13 protein-coding genes are annotated in these 15,449 nt (G+C 70.2%); 4 read left to right on the forward strand and 9 right to left on the reverse strand.

What is annotated here, in order from left to right:
• Genes Cph01nite_RS13705 through Cph01nite_RS13715 form a run of 3 tightly spaced genes read right to left on the reverse strand, consistent with a single transcriptional unit; the run spans position 1 to position 3,990 of the window.
• The gene (locus Cph01nite_RS13705; protein WP_203675095.1) at positions 1–1,617 is read right to left on the reverse strand and encodes an AMP-binding protein; all 1,617 of its coding nucleotides are present in this window, start codon (positions 1,615–1,617) and stop codon (positions 1–3) included.
• Complete coding sequence (locus Cph01nite_RS13710; protein WP_203675097.1) at positions 1,614–2,882, reverse strand: acyl-CoA dehydrogenase family protein; 1,269 nt, start codon at positions 2,880–2,882, stop codon at positions 1,614–1,616. Before Cph01nite_RS13710 ends, Cph01nite_RS13705 begins: the two co-directional genes overlap by 4 nt.
• A gap of 13 nt (positions 2,883–2,895) precedes the next feature.
• The gene (locus Cph01nite_RS13715; RefSeq protein WP_239069264.1) at positions 2,896–3,990 is read right to left on the reverse strand and encodes a phosphotransferase family protein; all 1,095 of its coding nucleotides are present in this window, start codon (positions 3,988–3,990) and stop codon (positions 2,896–2,898) included.
• 355 nt (positions 3,991–4,345) lie between these two features.
• Between Cph01nite_RS13715 and Cph01nite_RS13720 the strand changes: the two genes are divergently transcribed.
• On the forward strand, positions 4,346–5,146 hold the full coding sequence (locus tag Cph01nite_RS13720; RefSeq protein ID WP_203675100.1) for a hypothetical protein: 801 nt from the start codon (positions 4,346–4,348) through the stop codon (positions 5,144–5,146).
• A 371-nt stretch (positions 5,147–5,517) separates the two neighbouring features.
• Here Cph01nite_RS13720 and Cph01nite_RS13725 read toward each other — a convergent pair whose 3' ends face one another.
• From Cph01nite_RS13725 to Cph01nite_RS13735, 3 genes are all read right to left on the reverse strand, one after another.
• Positions 5,518–6,360, reverse strand: coding sequence for a hypothetical protein (locus tag Cph01nite_RS13725; protein ID WP_203675102.1), 843 nt, complete (start codon positions 6,358–6,360; stop codon positions 5,518–5,520).
• Between the two features lie 175 nt (positions 6,361–6,535).
• Positions 6,536–6,943: an acyl-CoA thioesterase gene (locus Cph01nite_RS13730; RefSeq protein ID WP_203675104.1), complete on the reverse strand. Its 408-nt coding sequence runs from the start codon at positions 6,941–6,943 to the stop codon at positions 6,536–6,538.
• A complete protein-coding gene (locus tag Cph01nite_RS13735) occupies positions 6,940–7,590 on the reverse strand; it encodes a QsdR family transcriptional regulator (RefSeq protein WP_203675106.1) in 651 nt (216 codons plus the stop codon). Before Cph01nite_RS13735 ends, Cph01nite_RS13730 begins: the two co-directional genes overlap by 4 nt.
• A 123-nt stretch (positions 7,591–7,713) precedes the next feature.
• Here Cph01nite_RS13735 and Cph01nite_RS13740 point away from each other — a divergent pair, with 123 nt between their 5' ends.
• Both Cph01nite_RS13740 and Cph01nite_RS13745 read left to right on the forward strand, forming a co-directional pair.
• On the forward strand, positions 7,714–8,988 hold the full coding sequence (locus tag Cph01nite_RS13740) for an acyl-CoA dehydrogenase family protein (protein WP_373307586.1): 1,275 nt from the start codon (positions 7,714–7,716) through the stop codon (positions 8,986–8,988).
• Positions 8,989–9,064: 76 nt separating this feature from the next.
• Positions 9,065–10,288, forward strand: a complete 1,224-nt coding sequence (locus Cph01nite_RS13745; RefSeq protein ID WP_203675108.1) for an acetyl-CoA C-acetyltransferase — start codon at positions 9,065–9,067, stop codon at positions 10,286–10,288.
• Positions 10,289–10,652: 364 nt separating this feature from the next.
• Here Cph01nite_RS13745 and Cph01nite_RS13750 read toward each other — a convergent pair whose 3' ends face one another.
• The 3 genes from Cph01nite_RS13750 to Cph01nite_RS13760 form a co-directional block, all read right to left on the reverse strand.
• Positions 10,653–11,117 carry a hypothetical protein gene (locus tag Cph01nite_RS13750; protein ID WP_203675110.1) on the reverse strand — a complete coding sequence of 155 codons (465 nt, stop codon included), beginning with the start codon at positions 11,115–11,117 and terminating at the stop codon, positions 10,653–10,655.
• A gap of 65 nt (positions 11,118–11,182) precedes the next feature.
• Positions 11,183–13,864, reverse strand: coding sequence for an N-6 DNA methylase family protein (locus Cph01nite_RS13755; RefSeq protein WP_203675112.1), 2,682 nt, complete (start codon positions 13,862–13,864; stop codon positions 11,183–11,185).
• Positions 13,865–14,353: 489 nt separating this feature from the next.
• Positions 14,354–14,761, reverse strand: a complete 408-nt coding sequence (locus Cph01nite_RS13760) for a hypothetical protein (protein WP_203675114.1) — start codon at positions 14,759–14,761, stop codon at positions 14,354–14,356.
• A 163-nt stretch (positions 14,762–14,924) separates the two neighbouring features.
• Between Cph01nite_RS13760 and Cph01nite_RS13765 the strand changes: the two genes are divergently transcribed.
• The gene (locus tag Cph01nite_RS13765; RefSeq protein WP_203675116.1) at positions 14,925–15,260 is read left to right on the forward strand and encodes a hypothetical protein; all 336 of its coding nucleotides are present in this window, start codon (positions 14,925–14,927) and stop codon (positions 15,258–15,260) included.
• Positions 15,261–15,449 lie beyond the last annotated feature (189 nt).

Genomic DNA, 15,449 nt, shown 5'->3' on the forward strand with positions numbered 1-15,449 from the left:
TCAGCGCGCCACCGCCTCCCCGACCGGCGCCGAGTACTGCTCGACGAGCTCCCGCTTGAGCACCTTGCCCGACCCGCCCAGCGGCAGCGTCCCGACGAGGTGCACGACGCGCGGGTACTTGTAGGCGGCGATCCGCTCGCGCGTGAAGTCGACGATCTCCTGGGCGGTCGCGGTGCGGCCGGGCATGAGCACGACGGCGGCGTGGACCTCCTGCCCGTGGGCCTCGTCCGCGACGCCGAACACCGCGGCCTGCGCGACGGCGGGGTGGCGGACCATCGCGTCCTCGACCTCGCTGGGGTACACGTTGTAGCCGTTGCGGACGATCATGTCCTTCTTGCGGTCGACGACCGTGACGATCCCCTCGGCGTCGACGGTGCCGAGGTCGCCGGTGCGGAACCAGCCGTCGACCACGGCCTCAGCGGTCGCCTCGGGGTTGCCGAGGTAGCCCTTGAACAGGTTGTGCCCCCGCACCACGATCTCGCCGAGCTCGCCCGGGCCGAGCAGCTCGATCCGACCCTCGATGTCGCTGTCCGCGACCTCCACGTCGACCCCCCACAGCGGCCGCCCGACCGTGCCCGGGCGGATGGGCTCGCCGACGTAGTTGAACGACACCGTCGGCGCGGTCTCCGTCAGGCCGTAGCCCTCGTGCACGTCGGCGCCGAACTCGCGCGCGAACGCCTCGAGCAGCGCGACCGGCAGCGCGGCACCGCCGGACACCGCGTACTTCAGCGGCGGCCGGTCGGGCGTGCGCGCGACGGCCTGGACCATGCCGAGGAACATCGTCGGGACGGCGGTGAACACCGTCGCGCGGTGCTTGACCAGCAGCGCGAGCGCCTCGTCGGCGTCGAACCGGGGCAGCAGCACGATCGCGGCGCCGCGCCGGAACGCGGTGTTGAGCACGGCGGACTGGCCGAACGTGTGGAAGAACGGCAGCCCGCCGAAGATGACGTCGTCGGCGTTGAGGTCCGTGGTGTCGAGCAGCGTGACGTGGACCTGCTCGACGAGGGCCAGGTGCGAGGCGACCGCGCCCTTGGGGCGGCCCGTCGTGCCGCTGGTGTACAGGACCGTGGCCGGCGCGAGCGGGTTGACCGACGCGTACGTGCGGATCGGCTCCGCGGCGTCGGCCTCGTCCTCCAGGCGCGGGGCCGGGACGGCGGCGACGTGCGTGTCCGGGACCAGCACCGTCACCGCGGGGACGCCGGCCGCGCCGGCTGCCGGCAGCGCCTCGCTGAGCATGGGGGCCGCGGCGACGAGCAGCGTCGCGCCGCTGTCACGCAGCACGTACTCGATCTCCTGCGCCTTGAACAGTAGGTGCACGGGCACGACGACCGCGCCGAGCGACAGGACCGCGTAGTAGACGCGCGCGAAGTCGGGCACGTTCGGTACGAGCATCGCGATGCGGTCGCCCGGCCCGACGCCGCGGTCCCGCAGGGCGCCGGCGTACGCGCGCGTGCGGTCCCACAGCGGGCCGTACGTCAGCGCGGCGTCGCCGATGTGGAAGGCGACCCGGTCCGGGTGGCGGCGGGCGGTCTCGGCGAGGATCGCGGCGACGGACAGCGTGCCGTGGCCGGGGCCGGTGAGGATCGGGTCGAGCGCGGGGGTGGTCTCGGTGCTCATGTCGGGGTCCCTTCGCGTGCGGTGAGGTCGGCGGTGACGTCAGCGGGGGTGGAGCGAGGGTGGTGCGGTCGGAGCTCGGCCTTGCCGAGCGAGGAGAGGTGGACCTCGTCGGGCCCGTCGGCGATCCGCAGCGACCGCGCCCCGGCGTACATCGCGGCGAGCGGCTGGTCCTGCGACAGCCCGGCCGCGCCGAACACCTGGATCGCGCGGTCGACGATCTGCTGCACCGCGCGCGGGACCGCGATCTTGATCGCCTGGATCTCGGTCATCGCCGCGCGGTTGCCGACCGTGTCCATGAGCCAGGCGGTCTTGAGGACAAGCAGGCGCAGCGCCTCGACCTGGAGGCGCGACTCCGCGGCCCACTCCCGCACGACGCCCTGCTCGGCGAGCGGCCGGCCGAACGGGGACCGGGACGCGGCGCGCTCGCGGACCAGGTCGAGCGTGCGCTCCGCCATGCCGAGCGCCCGCATGCAGTGGTGGATGCGGCCCGGTCCGAGCCGCGCCTGCGCGATCGCGAACCCGTCACCCTCGCCGCCGAGCAGCGCGGAGGCGGGCACGCGCACGTCCTCGAACGCGATCTCGGCGTGGCCGCCGTGGTCGCGGTCGTCGTAGCCGAGCACGGTCAGCGGGCGCACGACCCGCACGCCGGGGGTGTCGCGCGGGACCAGCACCATGCTCTGCTGCCGGTGCCGCGGCGCGTCGGGGTCGGTCAGCCCCATGACGACGAGCAGCGTCGCGTCGGGGTTCATCGCGCCCGTCGACCACCACTTGCGACCCGTGATGACCAGGTGGTCGCCGTCGCGGCGGATGCGGGTGCCGATCTGCGTGGCGTCGGACGACGCGGCGTCCGGCTCCGTCATGCAGAACGCGGACCGGATCTCGGCGGCGAGCAGCGGGTCAAGCCAGCGCTCCTGCTGCTCGGGGGTGCCGAACTCGACGAGGAGCTCGGTGTTCCCGGTGTCGGGGGCCGCGCAGTTGGTCGCGACGGGGCCCAGGCGCGGGCTGCGGCCCAGGATCTCGGCGAGAGGTGCGTACTGCAGGTTCGTCAGCCCGGCGCCGCGCGGCCCCGGCAGGAACAGGTTCCACAGGCCCTGCTCCCGCGCGACCTCCTGCAGCTCGCGGACCACCGGGCGCGGACCCCACTCGTCGGGGGACGCGGCCACCTGCGCGTCGAGCACCGGCTCGGCGGGCAGCACGTGCTCGTCGAGGAACGTGCGCGTGCGCGTGCACAGGTCCCGCGTCCGCTCGTCGTGCGCGAAGTCCACGGCCCCGCCCCTCTCAGCTCGCGCCGTCGAGGCGTGCGAGGCCCTCGTCGGCCAGCGGGAGGACGAGCGCGCCGATCGTGTCGAAGCCCTCGCCCACGGTCTCGCCCGCGCGGTACCGGTAGTGCACGCCCTCGAGGATCACCGCGAGCTTGTACGCGGCGAACGCGCGGTACCAGGACAGGTCCGGGACGGGCGAGCCCGACCGGGTGGCGTACGCGTCGGCGAGCTCCGCGAACTCCGGGTAGCCCGCGGCGGGGTCGACGGCGCTCGCGGTGACTCCGCCGAGCGGGGCGATCCGGCGGATGTCCCAGTACAGGCCGAGCATCCCGAGGTCGACGGCAACGTCCCCGAGCGTGGCCATCTCCCAGTCGAGCACCGCGGCGACGTGCACGCCGCCTTCGCGCGAGACGAGCGCGTTGTCGAGCCGGTAGTCCCCGTGGACGAGCCCGGTGCGAGCCGTCGCGGGTACGTGCTCGCGCAGCCGCTCCTGCAGGGCGTCGAGTGCGGGCAGGTCGCGCGAGCGCGAGCCGTCGTACTGCCGGCCCCAGCGGCGCAGCTGACGGTCGAGGTAGCCGTCGGGCCGGCCCAGGTCACCCAGCCCGACGGACGCGGGGTCGAGGGTGTGCAGCTCGGCGAGCAGCTCCGCGAGCTCGACGCTCAGGGACCGGAGCTCGGCGGGGGAGTAGGCGGCGTTCTGCGCGGGGTCGCGCACCGCCTCGCCCTCGACGCGCTCCATGAGGAAGAACGGCGTCCCGGTCCCGGCGCTGCCGTCGGCGTCGTCGACGAGGGCAACGGTCGCGGGCACGGGGACGCGGGTGGCGCGCAGCGCGTGGATGACGCGGTGCTCGCGGGCCATGTCGTGCGCGGTCTCCTGCACGTGGCCGAGCGGCGGCCGGCGCAGCACGAGCGGGATCCGCGCGCCGTCGACCCGGTACGTGAGGTTGCTGCGGCCGCCGGCGAACAGGGTCGCGCGCAGGGGCTCGTCGGTCGCCAGCCCGGGGTGCGTGCGGCGGAGCCAGGTGTCGAGGCGTGCGACGTCGAGACCGGGGAGGGCGCGTGGGGCGGTGCCGACGGCCGCGGTGGGCGCGTCCGGGACGGGCTGGGTCACCGGCGACCACCTCCGCGGCTGGGGCGGGCGGCGGTGCCCGCGCTCGACAGCATACCGGGCGGTCGGTATGCAACGTACTCCGGACGTCCGGAACACCCAGGCACAGGCGTCACGGGCAGGGGACCGGCGCACAGGCCGATGGCACCGCCTCCGGTCACCCGGAGCCAGCCGCACGAAAGACCGGCCGGACGTGTCCGAAACCGACGGAGCGGAGCCGGTCAGCGCGAGCGTGCCGCCTCGGCTGCGTACCCGCAGCCTCACCTGTTCGCGGGACAGTGCCCGAAGGGCGGGTGAGCTTCGGCGTTGCCCCGCTCGGCGCGGCGCCGCGGGCGTGACATCTGCCAGGCTGCTGAACATGGCGGAGCGGTCGAACCGACACGACGACGGGATTGTGCTCCGGGATGCGGCCACGCAGGCTGGAGCGGCCGCGACACTCGCACTAGCAACCGGGCTCGGACCTACCGGGACTGCATTGACCTTTGCCGTGACGTTCGCGGGCGGTGCGATGCCTCTCGTCTGGGACGAGATTCAGGACGAGGGCAGGCGGATGGACGACATGGCTGTCGCTGCAGCAGAGGCGGCGGGGTCGGTGGAGGAGGTCATCGACGCTGCGCAGTCAAGTCCCGAGCGGCGCGGACTCCTCACGGACGCACTCCGGGCTGCAACCAAGACGCGGTTCCCGCCGGCAGTTCGTGCCATAGGGACAGCGATGGCCGGGGGGATCGTGGCAGACGACGCCGCTTTGGACGATGCCCAGCAGGTCGTCGAAGCGTTGGCAGTGATCCAGCGCCCGCACTTCGTCGTCATGTGGGCACTACGGCAGCCGTCGGACGTTCCGGCAGACAGCGGAGGACAAGCGTGGTTCACCCTCGTCCTGGACAGGGACGAGCTGTTGGAGAAGCTGCCTCCGTCGTATCGCGTCAGCTTTGACCGGCTGGTCGCGGCGCTGGAGCGGGAAGGGCTGGTCGGACGTGCACCATCTCCGGTGCTGTTCCCCGTTGCCGAGGGTTCACGTCCCACGATCCGCGATCGGACGGACATGTACTGGGCGCTCACGTCGTTCGGCCTTCGTGCTCTGGGTCTGCTGGTCTCGGCCGGCGCTGAAGCACCCGATGGTGCGCCCCCGCAGCCCGACGTGAGCGCGTCGCACGGCTGACGCTGCCGGACGCTGCCGGTTGGTGCTGGGCCCACGGCAGCAAGTGGCGCGAACGGCTGAACCCGGTGCTCGGAGACGTGCACGTCCTGTAGACAGCGCGAGACCCGGCTCACCCACCGTCCGGAGGGCTGCCGGGTCCACTTCACACAACTACTGCTGTGTGCCCTACCAAGGTAGGCGCCTGCGCCCACACCCACACGAACAATGTCCCTGGCATCACATCTCGACCACGAGCTTCCGCTCGATCGCGGCCCGGATCGTCTCCGCGATCGGCTCCGGGCGAACCAGTGGGACGAAGGGGCAGAGCCGTCTGCGCTCTGGCCGCTCGCCCATGACGTGCATGCACACCGCAGGATGGGTCCCGCCCAGGTCTACTCGGGCGGTACCACCTGCGCAGATGTCGCCCCCGGACGAGGTCGACAGCCGAGGACGGCAGGGACGGTCGAGTTCGCGACGAGCCACGCGGCAAGGTCCCGATCCACCATCCGGGCGAGCATCAGGCATCTCCGGTGCGCCTCGTCCGGGCTCATCCGCCTGTTCTGACCGTTCAGAGGCACGCCGTTGATCAGCGGCTCATGATGCGCGACACGGTTCCGGAGGTCGTTGACGCTCTTGCAGACGCCGTGGACCCAGCCTCGAGTGAAGGTCGGCTCCTCCTCGGGAGCCGCAGCGCTCGTCGAACCGGCGAGGATGCGTGCGCGCTCGTGGCGTGCCTCGAGGCGCCCACCGGGGAATGCGTGCTTCAGTGCGGCGTTCCAGAGGGTGTCGTAGTCGGTGCCGAATCGGCGAGGCTCATTGCCGCGGTAGCCACCGGCATCCAGGAGGTTGGTCCAGAAGCCAAACATGCACTGGGCGACGAGCCGTCCGGGGACGTCGGGGTCCTGGGCTCGTCGCTGGACGCTCTTGGGAAGCTGGTTCCACGCGGTGGAGAGCTGTCGTGCGCTCCGGTCGTCCAGGATGACCGCCGGGTCGCCGTACCAGTGCGTCCCCCACCGGGCTGATGCGGCGTCGTGGAGTGCGTTGCGGAGGGCGACTTCGAGGATGGCGATGTCGGCGAGGAACGCGACCGCCAGGTTCCGGTTCCAGACGTAGAGGTCGCGTGCGAGGTTCGTGTCGCCCCCCGCTGCACGCTCGAACGTGGCGAACCTCGGGGAGGAGATCCCCCGGTCCAGGCCGCCGTGAACGTGAGGTGTGGCTTGAGCCGGTCCTGTCACGCTGGTAACCTATCGAGCAGAAGTCCCCCGGATCGCGCTTTGAGGTTCAGCCTCAGAGCACCGGGGGTTTTTCTTTGCCTCAGCAGTCGTGGGCGACGTGACCTGCGGGCTTGGAGGCGTCGGTGACACCCGCTGATCGTCTGTGCGCCGACGACGATGCGCATACCGTCACACATCAGACCACCAGGTCACGCTCGATCGCGGCCCGGATCGCCTCGGGGATCGGCGCCGGACGGCGCGAGTCGCGGTCGACGAACACGTGCACGAACCGCCCGGTCGCGATCGGCTCCGGCTCGTCGGCCCGCAGGATGCCGAGCTCCCACGTGACGCTCGTCGTCCCCACGCGGCCCGCGCGCAGGCCGACCGTGAGCGGCTCGGGGAACGACGCGGGCGCCCGGAACTCGCACGACGACGACACGCAGAACGCGATCCGGTCGCTGCCCAGGGGGTCCAGCCCGTGGCCGATCATCCAGACGTTGACGGTGGTGTCCATCGCTTCGTAGTAGACGGTGTTGTTGACGTGCCCGTACTGGTCGTTGTCGTTCCAGCGCGTCGGGAACGGGGCGTGGTGGCCGTAGGTCATCGGGGCTCCTCGGGGCGCAGGACGAGGTCGAACGCGGCGCGGGCGCGCTCGGCGCTCGGCGCGTCGCCCGTGATCAGGTCGGCGTACGTGAAGGACTCGGAGACCCGCACGAGCAGGTAGGCCAGGTCGCCCGGGGCGATGTCGCGCCCGAACGGCCGGTCACCGAGCTCTTCGCGGACCAGCTGCTCGACGACGGCGACGTACCGGCGCTGGATCTGGCTGCCGTTGGTCGTGAGGAGCCGCAGGGCGCGTGCGGGCTCTCGGCTGAGGAACGCGCGGAAGTAGTCGGCGGTGATGAGGTCGTGCGCGAACGACGTGAGGATCGCGACGACGCGGTCGGCGCCGGACAGCCCGTGGGTCGCGGCGTCGGCCTGCTCGAGCGTCGGGACGGCGAGCGACCACAGCACCTCGGACAGCAGCGCGTCCCGGTTGCCGACCCAGCGGAACAGCGAGGTGCGGTCGACGCCGAGGCGGGTCGCGAGCCCGCCCATGTCGATGCGCTCGCCGGCGATGAAAGTCTCGCGGGCGAACCGGAAGGCGCGGACGGCGTCCTCGTGCGCGCCGTCCTCGAGGCGCGCGGACAGCGCGGACGGCGCCACCGCGGTGCCGACCCGCGCGAGCGTGCTCCGGTGCGTGGGGACCGTCATGCGTCGCACTCTAGCCACGGCCCGGCGGGGGGTTGCAACATTCTGGGGAACGATGCAACGCTGGCGGCGGGACGCGGGCGCACCGGGGCGCCGCGCGCCGATCGACGACGATCGAGGGCCGAGATGACCGACACCGCCACCACGGACACCGCCGCGACGGACACCGCCGCCACTGACCACGCTGCCGACCGTCCGTCCGCCGCCGACGCGTACCTCGTGCCCGGCACCGACCGGCTCGCCGCCGACTTCTACGGCTTCCAGGACGAGCTCACGCCCGTCGAGCGCGAGGCGTCGCTGCGGCTGCGCGACTTCATGGAGCGCGAGGTCCGGCCCATCGCGACCGACTACTGGGACCGCGCCGAGTTCCCGTCGCAGATCATCCCCGGGCTCGCCGACCTCGGGATGTTCGGCGCGATGTGGCCCGAGACGCAGCGGTTCGAGAACAGCGCCGTGTGGCGCGGCTGGGCGGCGCTCGAGCTCGGGCGGGTCGACCCGTCGACGGCGACGTTCGTCGGGGTGCAGAGCGGCCTGGCGATGAGCTCGATCGCGATCGGCGGCTCGCCCGAGCAGCGCGCGCAGTGGCTGCCGCCCATGGGCCGCGGCGAGCTCATCGGCGCGTTCGGCCTGACCGAGCCGCTGTCCGGCTCGGACTCGTCCAAGGGCCTGCGCACGACCGCGGAGCGCCACGGCGACACGTGGGTGCTGAACGGCGCCAAGCGGTGGATCGGCAATGCGACGTTCGCCGACGTGGTCGTCATCTGGGCGCGTGACGTCGCCGAGGGGCAGGTCAAGGGCTTCCTCGTGCGCCGCGGCACCCCCGGGTTCACGACCACCAAGATCGAGCGCAAGCAGGCGCTGCGGATCGTGCAGAACGCCGACATCACGCTCGACGGCGTCCGCGTCGACGAGGCCGACCGGCTGCCGAACATCCACTCGTTCCGCGAGGTCGCGCTCGTGCTGCGGCTCACGCGCGCCGAGGTCGCCTGGCAGGCCGTCGGCGTGCAGGTCGGCGCGTACGAGGCGGCCGTGCGGTACGCGGGGGAGCGTCAGCAGTTCGGGCGGCCGATCGCGTCGTTCCAGCTGGTCCAGGACCGCCTGGCCAGCTGCCTCGGCAACATCACCGCGAGCATCGCGCTGTGCCTGCAGGTCTCGCGCATGCAGGACCAGGGCCGCCAGGGCGACGAGCACGCGGCCCTCGCCAAGGGGTACGCGACGACCCGCATGCGCGAGACGGTCGCGTGGTGCCGCGAGCTGCTCGGCGGCAACGGCATCGTGCTCGACCACGGGGTCGCCAAGTTCTTCGCCGACGCGGAGGCCGTCTACTCGTTCGAGGGCACGCGCGACATGAACAACCTCATCGTCGGGCGCGCGATCACCGGCGTCAGCGCGTTCGTCTGACCGGCACGTCCCGCCGCCGCGCCCGTCCGCTCGACCGTCCGTCCCGCCCCCGTCGTCGTCCCCGAGAGGACCCGCCATGCCCGAGGCCTACGTCGTCGCCACCGCCCGCTCACCCATCGGCCGCGCGTTCAAGGGCTCGCTGCGCAGCCTGCGGCCCGACGACCTCGCCGCCGCGATGGTCCGCGCCGCACTCGACCAGGTGCCGGCGCTCGACCCGACGCGCGTCGACGACCTGCTGCTCGGCTGCGGGCTGCCCGGCGGCGAGCAGGGCATGAACATGGCGCGGGTCGTCGCGGTGCTGCTCGGCCTCGACACCGTGCCCGGCACGACCGTGAACCGCTACTGCTCGTCGAGCCTGCAGACCACGCGCATGGCGTTCCACGCGATCAAGGCCGGCGAGGGGGACGTGTTCGTCTCGGCCGGCGTCGAGTCGGTCAGCCACCTGGCGCGCGGGTCGAGCGACTTCATCCCGGGTGAGGACCTGACCAACCCGCTGTTCGCGGAGGCGGTCGCGCGTACGGCCCGGTCCGCGAAGGGCGGCAGCACGTGGCGCGACCCGCGCGAGGACGGCGAGCTGCCCGACGTCTACGTCGCGATGGGCCAGACCGCCGAGAACGTCGCCCAGCGCACGGGCACGACCCGCCGCGACCAGGACGAGTACGCCGCGGCGAGCCAGAACCGTGCGGAGGCGGCGCTCGCGAGCGGGTTCTGGGAGCGGGACATCACGCCGGTGACACTGGCGGACGGGACCGTGGTGTCGCGCGACGACGGTCCGCGCGCGGGCGTCACGGTCGAGTCGCTGTCGGCGCTGGAGCCCGTGTTCCGGCCCGACGGCACCGTCACCGCCGGCAACTGCTGCCCGCTCAACGACGGCGCGGCCGCCCTGGTGATCGTCAGCGACCGCGTCGTCGACGAGCTCGGACTGACGCCGCTCGCGCGCATCGTCTCGACGGGCGTGAGCGCGCTGTCGCCTGAGGTCATGGGTCTGGGGCCGGTCGAGGCCAGCCGGCGTGCGCTCACGCTCGCGGGCTTGACGATCGGCGACATCGACCTCGTCGAGCTCAACGAGGCGTTCGCTGCGCAGGTCCTGCCGTCCGCGCGCGAGCTCGGCATCGACCCCGACCGGCTGAACGTGCACGGAGGGGCCATTGCTGTCGGGCACCCGTTCGGCAGCACCGGCGCGCGCATCACGACCACGCTGCTGCACGGGCTGCAGGAACGTGACGGGACGTTCGGGCTGGAGACGATGTGCGTCGGCGGGGGGCAGGGGATGGCGATGGTGCTGGAGCGGGTGGGGTGAGCGGGCGGAGTACTGGTCGAAGTCGCCGGGTTCAGCACGGAACTAGCGGCGCGTCTCTGAGCCAGCCCTTTGCCCAGGTAGCGACCACGCCACAGCACGGTCAGGACCGAGAACCCCACGACCTGCGCGATCCGTGCGCTCGCCTGCCGTCGGCGGCCAGCAGTACGATCCTCGCCGCCGCGCCGCGCCGCGCACCGATCCTCGATGCCCGCAGCCACCGCTCGAGCTCCACGCGATCGCGCGCACTCAATCTCAGCGCCGGAGCAGGTCTGTTCGTCATGCCCTATGGTCTCGGACCCCAACCATAGAGTCACTTACGGTAAGCGAAACTAGGCACCCACCGAGTGGATTGACGGCGCTCGGGCTACGGAGCGAGGGCCCATCCGCGCTTCTCGATCTCCTGGAGAGTATCGACTAGCAACTGCTTAACGAGGCGTTCAGGGCGCCACGGCTGAACGGCTCCTTCCAACGGGAGCTTCAGGTGCAATCCGTCACCTAGGGGGCTCGGCTGAAAGACGTTCAGGTGCAGAGGGGAGTCGTGGGCCAACTCGTAGTCGTACCTGACGATGCATGCGTGGTCGATGTCAGGGTTCTTGCAGTACCCGTACGGGTCGTTTTCGACGTTTAGGCCCATCGATCCTTCCCGCAGGATAGGTTCGTTCGTCTTCGGGTCGGTAACGAAACGCCAATAGGAGGTTAGGAACCAATCCCCGGCGAGTTTTGTCGGGATGTTCAGGCGCTTGATGCTGGCGTGCCAGTACGGGTCCTGGCCGCCGTTAGGTCCGAACTCTACGGGCGCGACATGCTTCATTGACTGCAACTGCAGCACCAGGCGCTTCTGCAGGTCCTTCGCCGCGTCTTGAACGGTAGGCGTGCGTGGTCCTCTTTGTGCCATCAGGGCCGCCGGATCACTTCTTCGCGCACGATCGATCGTAGGCGTGGGTTCACACCCATGGCGTCCATGACCAAGTCGTCCAGCTCCTGCCGCGCTCGCGACCACTGCATGACGCGCTCTCGGGGGTCGTCAAGGGTCAAGGTGAGCAACACCGTGACGGCAGCCTCCCCGAACGAGGTCCATTGCGCGTCGGTCAGGACCGGTACAGGCAGCCGCTTGAGCGGGGCTTCGAGGATCTCGATCGACTCGTCGGCCTTCGGTTCCCCGGCTCCGCGCAGCCACCACTGGGCGAGTGCACTGTTGAGGTAGGCAGCCAGCCCGTGGAGATGCGTCAGCGGACGACCCTCGAGAGCGACGGCGAAGGCGCCCGCTGTGCCCTTTGGGGCGACGATGGTCCCACTCTCGTCGACTGCTGCCGTCGGCTCGATCCCGAACGCCCGGACGAGGATCTTGGGCCCAAGCCAGACGTCGAGCTTGCTTCCGATCTGAGTGTTCTTGACGCGCCCGCCCAGCGCGGTGATCGCCGGCTCGACGAGGCGCCCTTCGGGAGAGTCCGGCTTTAGCGGCAGGACGATCCGCTGCGAACCTACCGCCACCCGGAACGGAAGGATTTGGGGTGCCTTAACGAAGTGAGGGCAGTACTTGATCGGCACCCGCGAGCCGCGAACTCGAACAAAGTTCGGCGTCACCGAGTCTGGCTCGATAACGAAGCGACTGTCATTCCCGGACTGAAGTCCTGAGACCACCGACACGCCCGGAACTGCACCGAGTTCAGTCGTCTCAACCTCGACTTCGTGGCGAAGTTCGGCCCACCGCAGTTCGAATCCTGACCAGGACGGGCTGCGCGCCAGTAGATCCCGACTGACAGTCTGTCGACGAGTCGTGAACTCCTTGGTTGCCCGATCAAGCACCAGCGACGCTGACGTTCTGGAGTCGCGGACCTCTTCGACCGGAACCGCTGCTGACGGTGCGCCGCCCACGGTGACTAGCGACACATACGCACTGACGCTAGGGAACAGAAGCGCGCCGCGATAGTCGTGGATGGACCGCACCCCGCGGGAAGCCATCACGTCGCGGATCCTGCTGGCGGTCGACCCGGTCAGGACCTTGCGTGGCAGAACGAATCCGCACATTCCGCCGTCGTCAAGCAGACGGAAAGCGAGAGCGACGAAGTTGTACGCAAGGTCCGAGCCCCATGAGTGGGTGTCGGCGTACACGGCGCGTAGCCGCTCGCGGTAGGTGGAACTTGCACGATCAGCGCGGGTGCGCTGCGCCCCGAATGGCGGGTTGGCGAGTATGACCTGGAATTTCCCGCCCGTCGCGATCACATCCTTCCATGGCACACCGCCGTACGGGACGGCCCCTGGAGGCGACACCAGCGAGTCTCCGTGCAACAGGTTCTCACCCATGGTTGGAAGACTGCTGTCGGCGCCGAGGTCCGCCTCCTCGTACAGGGCGACCTGGGCCAGCATGAGCGCCGACTCGTCCTGGTCTGCTCCGAAGATGCTCTTGGACAGCAACTCGCGGCGCTCGGACTGGTCGAGTTCGCGGCCACGCAGGTCCTCGAAGTACGCCCGGAGCACGCGGTATGACGAAAGGAGGAAAGCACCTGATCCGCATGCAGGGTCGAGGACTCGCACCTGCGCAGGATCCGTAGGTCGGTTTTCTTGGAGCCAAGGCGTGAGCGTCGCCCGAGCGAGCTCGGTCGCCACAGTAGTCGGCGTGTAAAACGATCCGCGCTGGCTGCGGTCGTCCGTGGACCCGACCTGGTCGAATAGCGTGCCTTCTTCGTGAATGATCGCCGGCCGCTTCCCGAGGTATGACTCATACAGGCGACCGGACACGTCATTCGGGGTGAGCTGGAAGTCCAGACGCAGAGTCTTCCAAGGCTCGGTCAGCGCTTCGATGGTCTTGCGCAGCGCGCCGCTGGGGACGGCATCTATGGGCAGGGCCGGCCTGGAGAAGAGCTCGGATCGCAGACTCGTCGAGTAGTGAGCGACGATGTCGGCGAGAACCGCTCGTGGGTCGCCCGCCTCCAGCACCTGCTCGAGGCGTCGAACCGGCAGGAGCGGGTGGCGGTCCTCAACGAAGCGAATGAACAGCAACTGATGGAACAAGCGCATGACCTGCAGGTCGTACGTTGCCAGCTGGTCGGCATGGTCCGACGCGATGCTCGCGCGCAGGTCCGCCAGGGCCAGCCCGAGTCGTTCTGCGAGGTCCGGCTGCTTGCGTCCTCGCGAACCACGGAACTCCTGCGCGTCGTTCGCGACGATACTCCCCGGCGAGAGCAGCTCGAGCAGGTTCGCCGTCGAGGCGGTGCTAGTGTGTGCCTCCTCGAGCAGCGGAGAGTCGCCCGGCTGTAAGGCCCAGAAAGCAGTCTGGTGCAGCTGGACCTCGTCCGGGGTCCAAAGCAGGGTGTACGGGGCCTCCGAGCTGTAACCCATGCTCAGCGGGTTTATGGACTTCACGCCGCTGCTTGCTTCGCGCAGATTTGAACCGCTCGCAACCAGCATCTTCGGCGAACCGCCGAGTTGCGCGATCATGATTCCGTCGCGCCCCAGGTCCATGTTCAGTGAGCTCGCCGGCCATCCCACCGTGAGTAGGGCGTCAGCCACGGTCTGCGGGCTTGGTGCTGCCGTAGCCGTGCGCACCGACGCGAGCAGGTCGGAGGTTGAACCCATCTGACTGCCCTCCTGTGTCACGACTGGTTGGCGCGGTTGCGCTGGCATCGACTGCGATGCTACCGGCGCGGAGCTACCGGGCGCCCCATGTTCTGAGCGAGTTGCGAAACTGGTCCGCTGGGCGCCACCACGCGCGTCGTGCCAGGTCAGGCCGCAGCCGGGTGCCGACTCCTCGCATCGGCCACGTGGTCGCGGGGTGTCCCAGGGGATCGATTCGATAACGTGGGTCCTCGGCTCTCCCGTCTCTGGTGAGGTCGCCCGCAACCAGCGCGCTCGGCGCGGCAGGTGCTAGGTGTGAGGTACAAATGCGGTCAGCTTGGCGACCGATCGGCACCTGAGTCGGGTCAGTCGCGCGCCACCTAGATGTGATGTCCGTCGTCGGCGACTCGGATGGCATCGACACCAAAGGCCTGTAGCCCCCTACGTGGCCGGTCGCGCCTGCAGTACGTCCGGTTCAGGTCGCTTCCGCGCGGGCTCTTGGCCGGGGCGTCAGTCGGACGTCGACGACTTCGCCATTTCGTCCAAGAACGTCAATGCCAGTTGCCTCAACTCGGCCGGCGTCGCGCCCGTCGCGTTGATGTCTAGGTAGTCCTCCGGAGTGAGTCCGGAAGGTTGGGTGGGCAGGGCGTGGGTGCGGTAGTCATGGAACGGTGAAGTGCGCTTGAGCTGGAACAGCATGTCTCGCGGCTGCGACGTGCGGCCGTCGGCGGACCCGCCGAGGCCGAACGTGGGAAAGTCCCGCGGGTTGCGCTGCTGCGGCTCCCAAGACCGCCACGCACGGCGGAAGGGCCCCTCCCACTGGTGGGCCGCCCAGCGGAACGGACCCTCGAAGCCGGCGGCCACGAGCCCGGCCATGAACCCCTCCGCGGCGTTGCGCAGGCGCCGTGTCTTGTCCATGGCTCGCAGTGTCCTCGACCTCGACCATCAGGGTGGCGGTCTTGAGCTCTCCCTGCCGCCTGCGGCTGATCTATCCATGAGGCGAGCAGTCGACGGGCGTCGCGCGTGTAACCTCGACGGTGCCCCTTCGGCGCGCGCCGAAGGCCCAGAGTGGAGGTCACCCGTGTCTCAGCCGTTCCTGCTCGCCGATGAAGGTCAACTCATGTGCCCGCTCTGCAGCGGCACCTACGTACACATCGACGACGTGTACGTGGCGGGACGTCCACGCGAAGACGGCCCGGTGGTTCCTGTCCATGTCAACGCCGGCGGTCGAATTGCAACAGAAGAAGGCGTGGACCTACCGATGACGGACTACGGCCGGCGGCACGTCATCAGTCTTGGCGGGGTGTGCGAGTTGTGCGGCGGCCGCTTCGCGCTCGAGTTCAAGCAGCATAAGGGACAGACGCTGGTCACGATCCGGAAGCCGGTGTGGACCGAGGTTGACGCGCCCGCGGGCTGACCCGCGTCGGTTCAGCCGTCAGTAACCGTGTCCCAGCCCTGCGGCCAGGTCGCGCGCGACCTGGAGTGAAGCAGAGGCCGACGTCGCCCGCCGCGGTCTCGATGTCGTGCAGAGGCGAGGACCTAGGTCTGGGTCATATGGTTGGTCAAGCCGGCTCGGAGGCATCATCAACGTCATGACCCAGAACAA

This window comes from Cellulomonas phragmiteti (assembly GCF_016862775.1).
Classification (GTDB): Bacteria; Actinomycetota; Actinomycetes; order Actinomycetales; family Cellulomonadaceae; genus Cellulomonas; species Cellulomonas phragmiteti.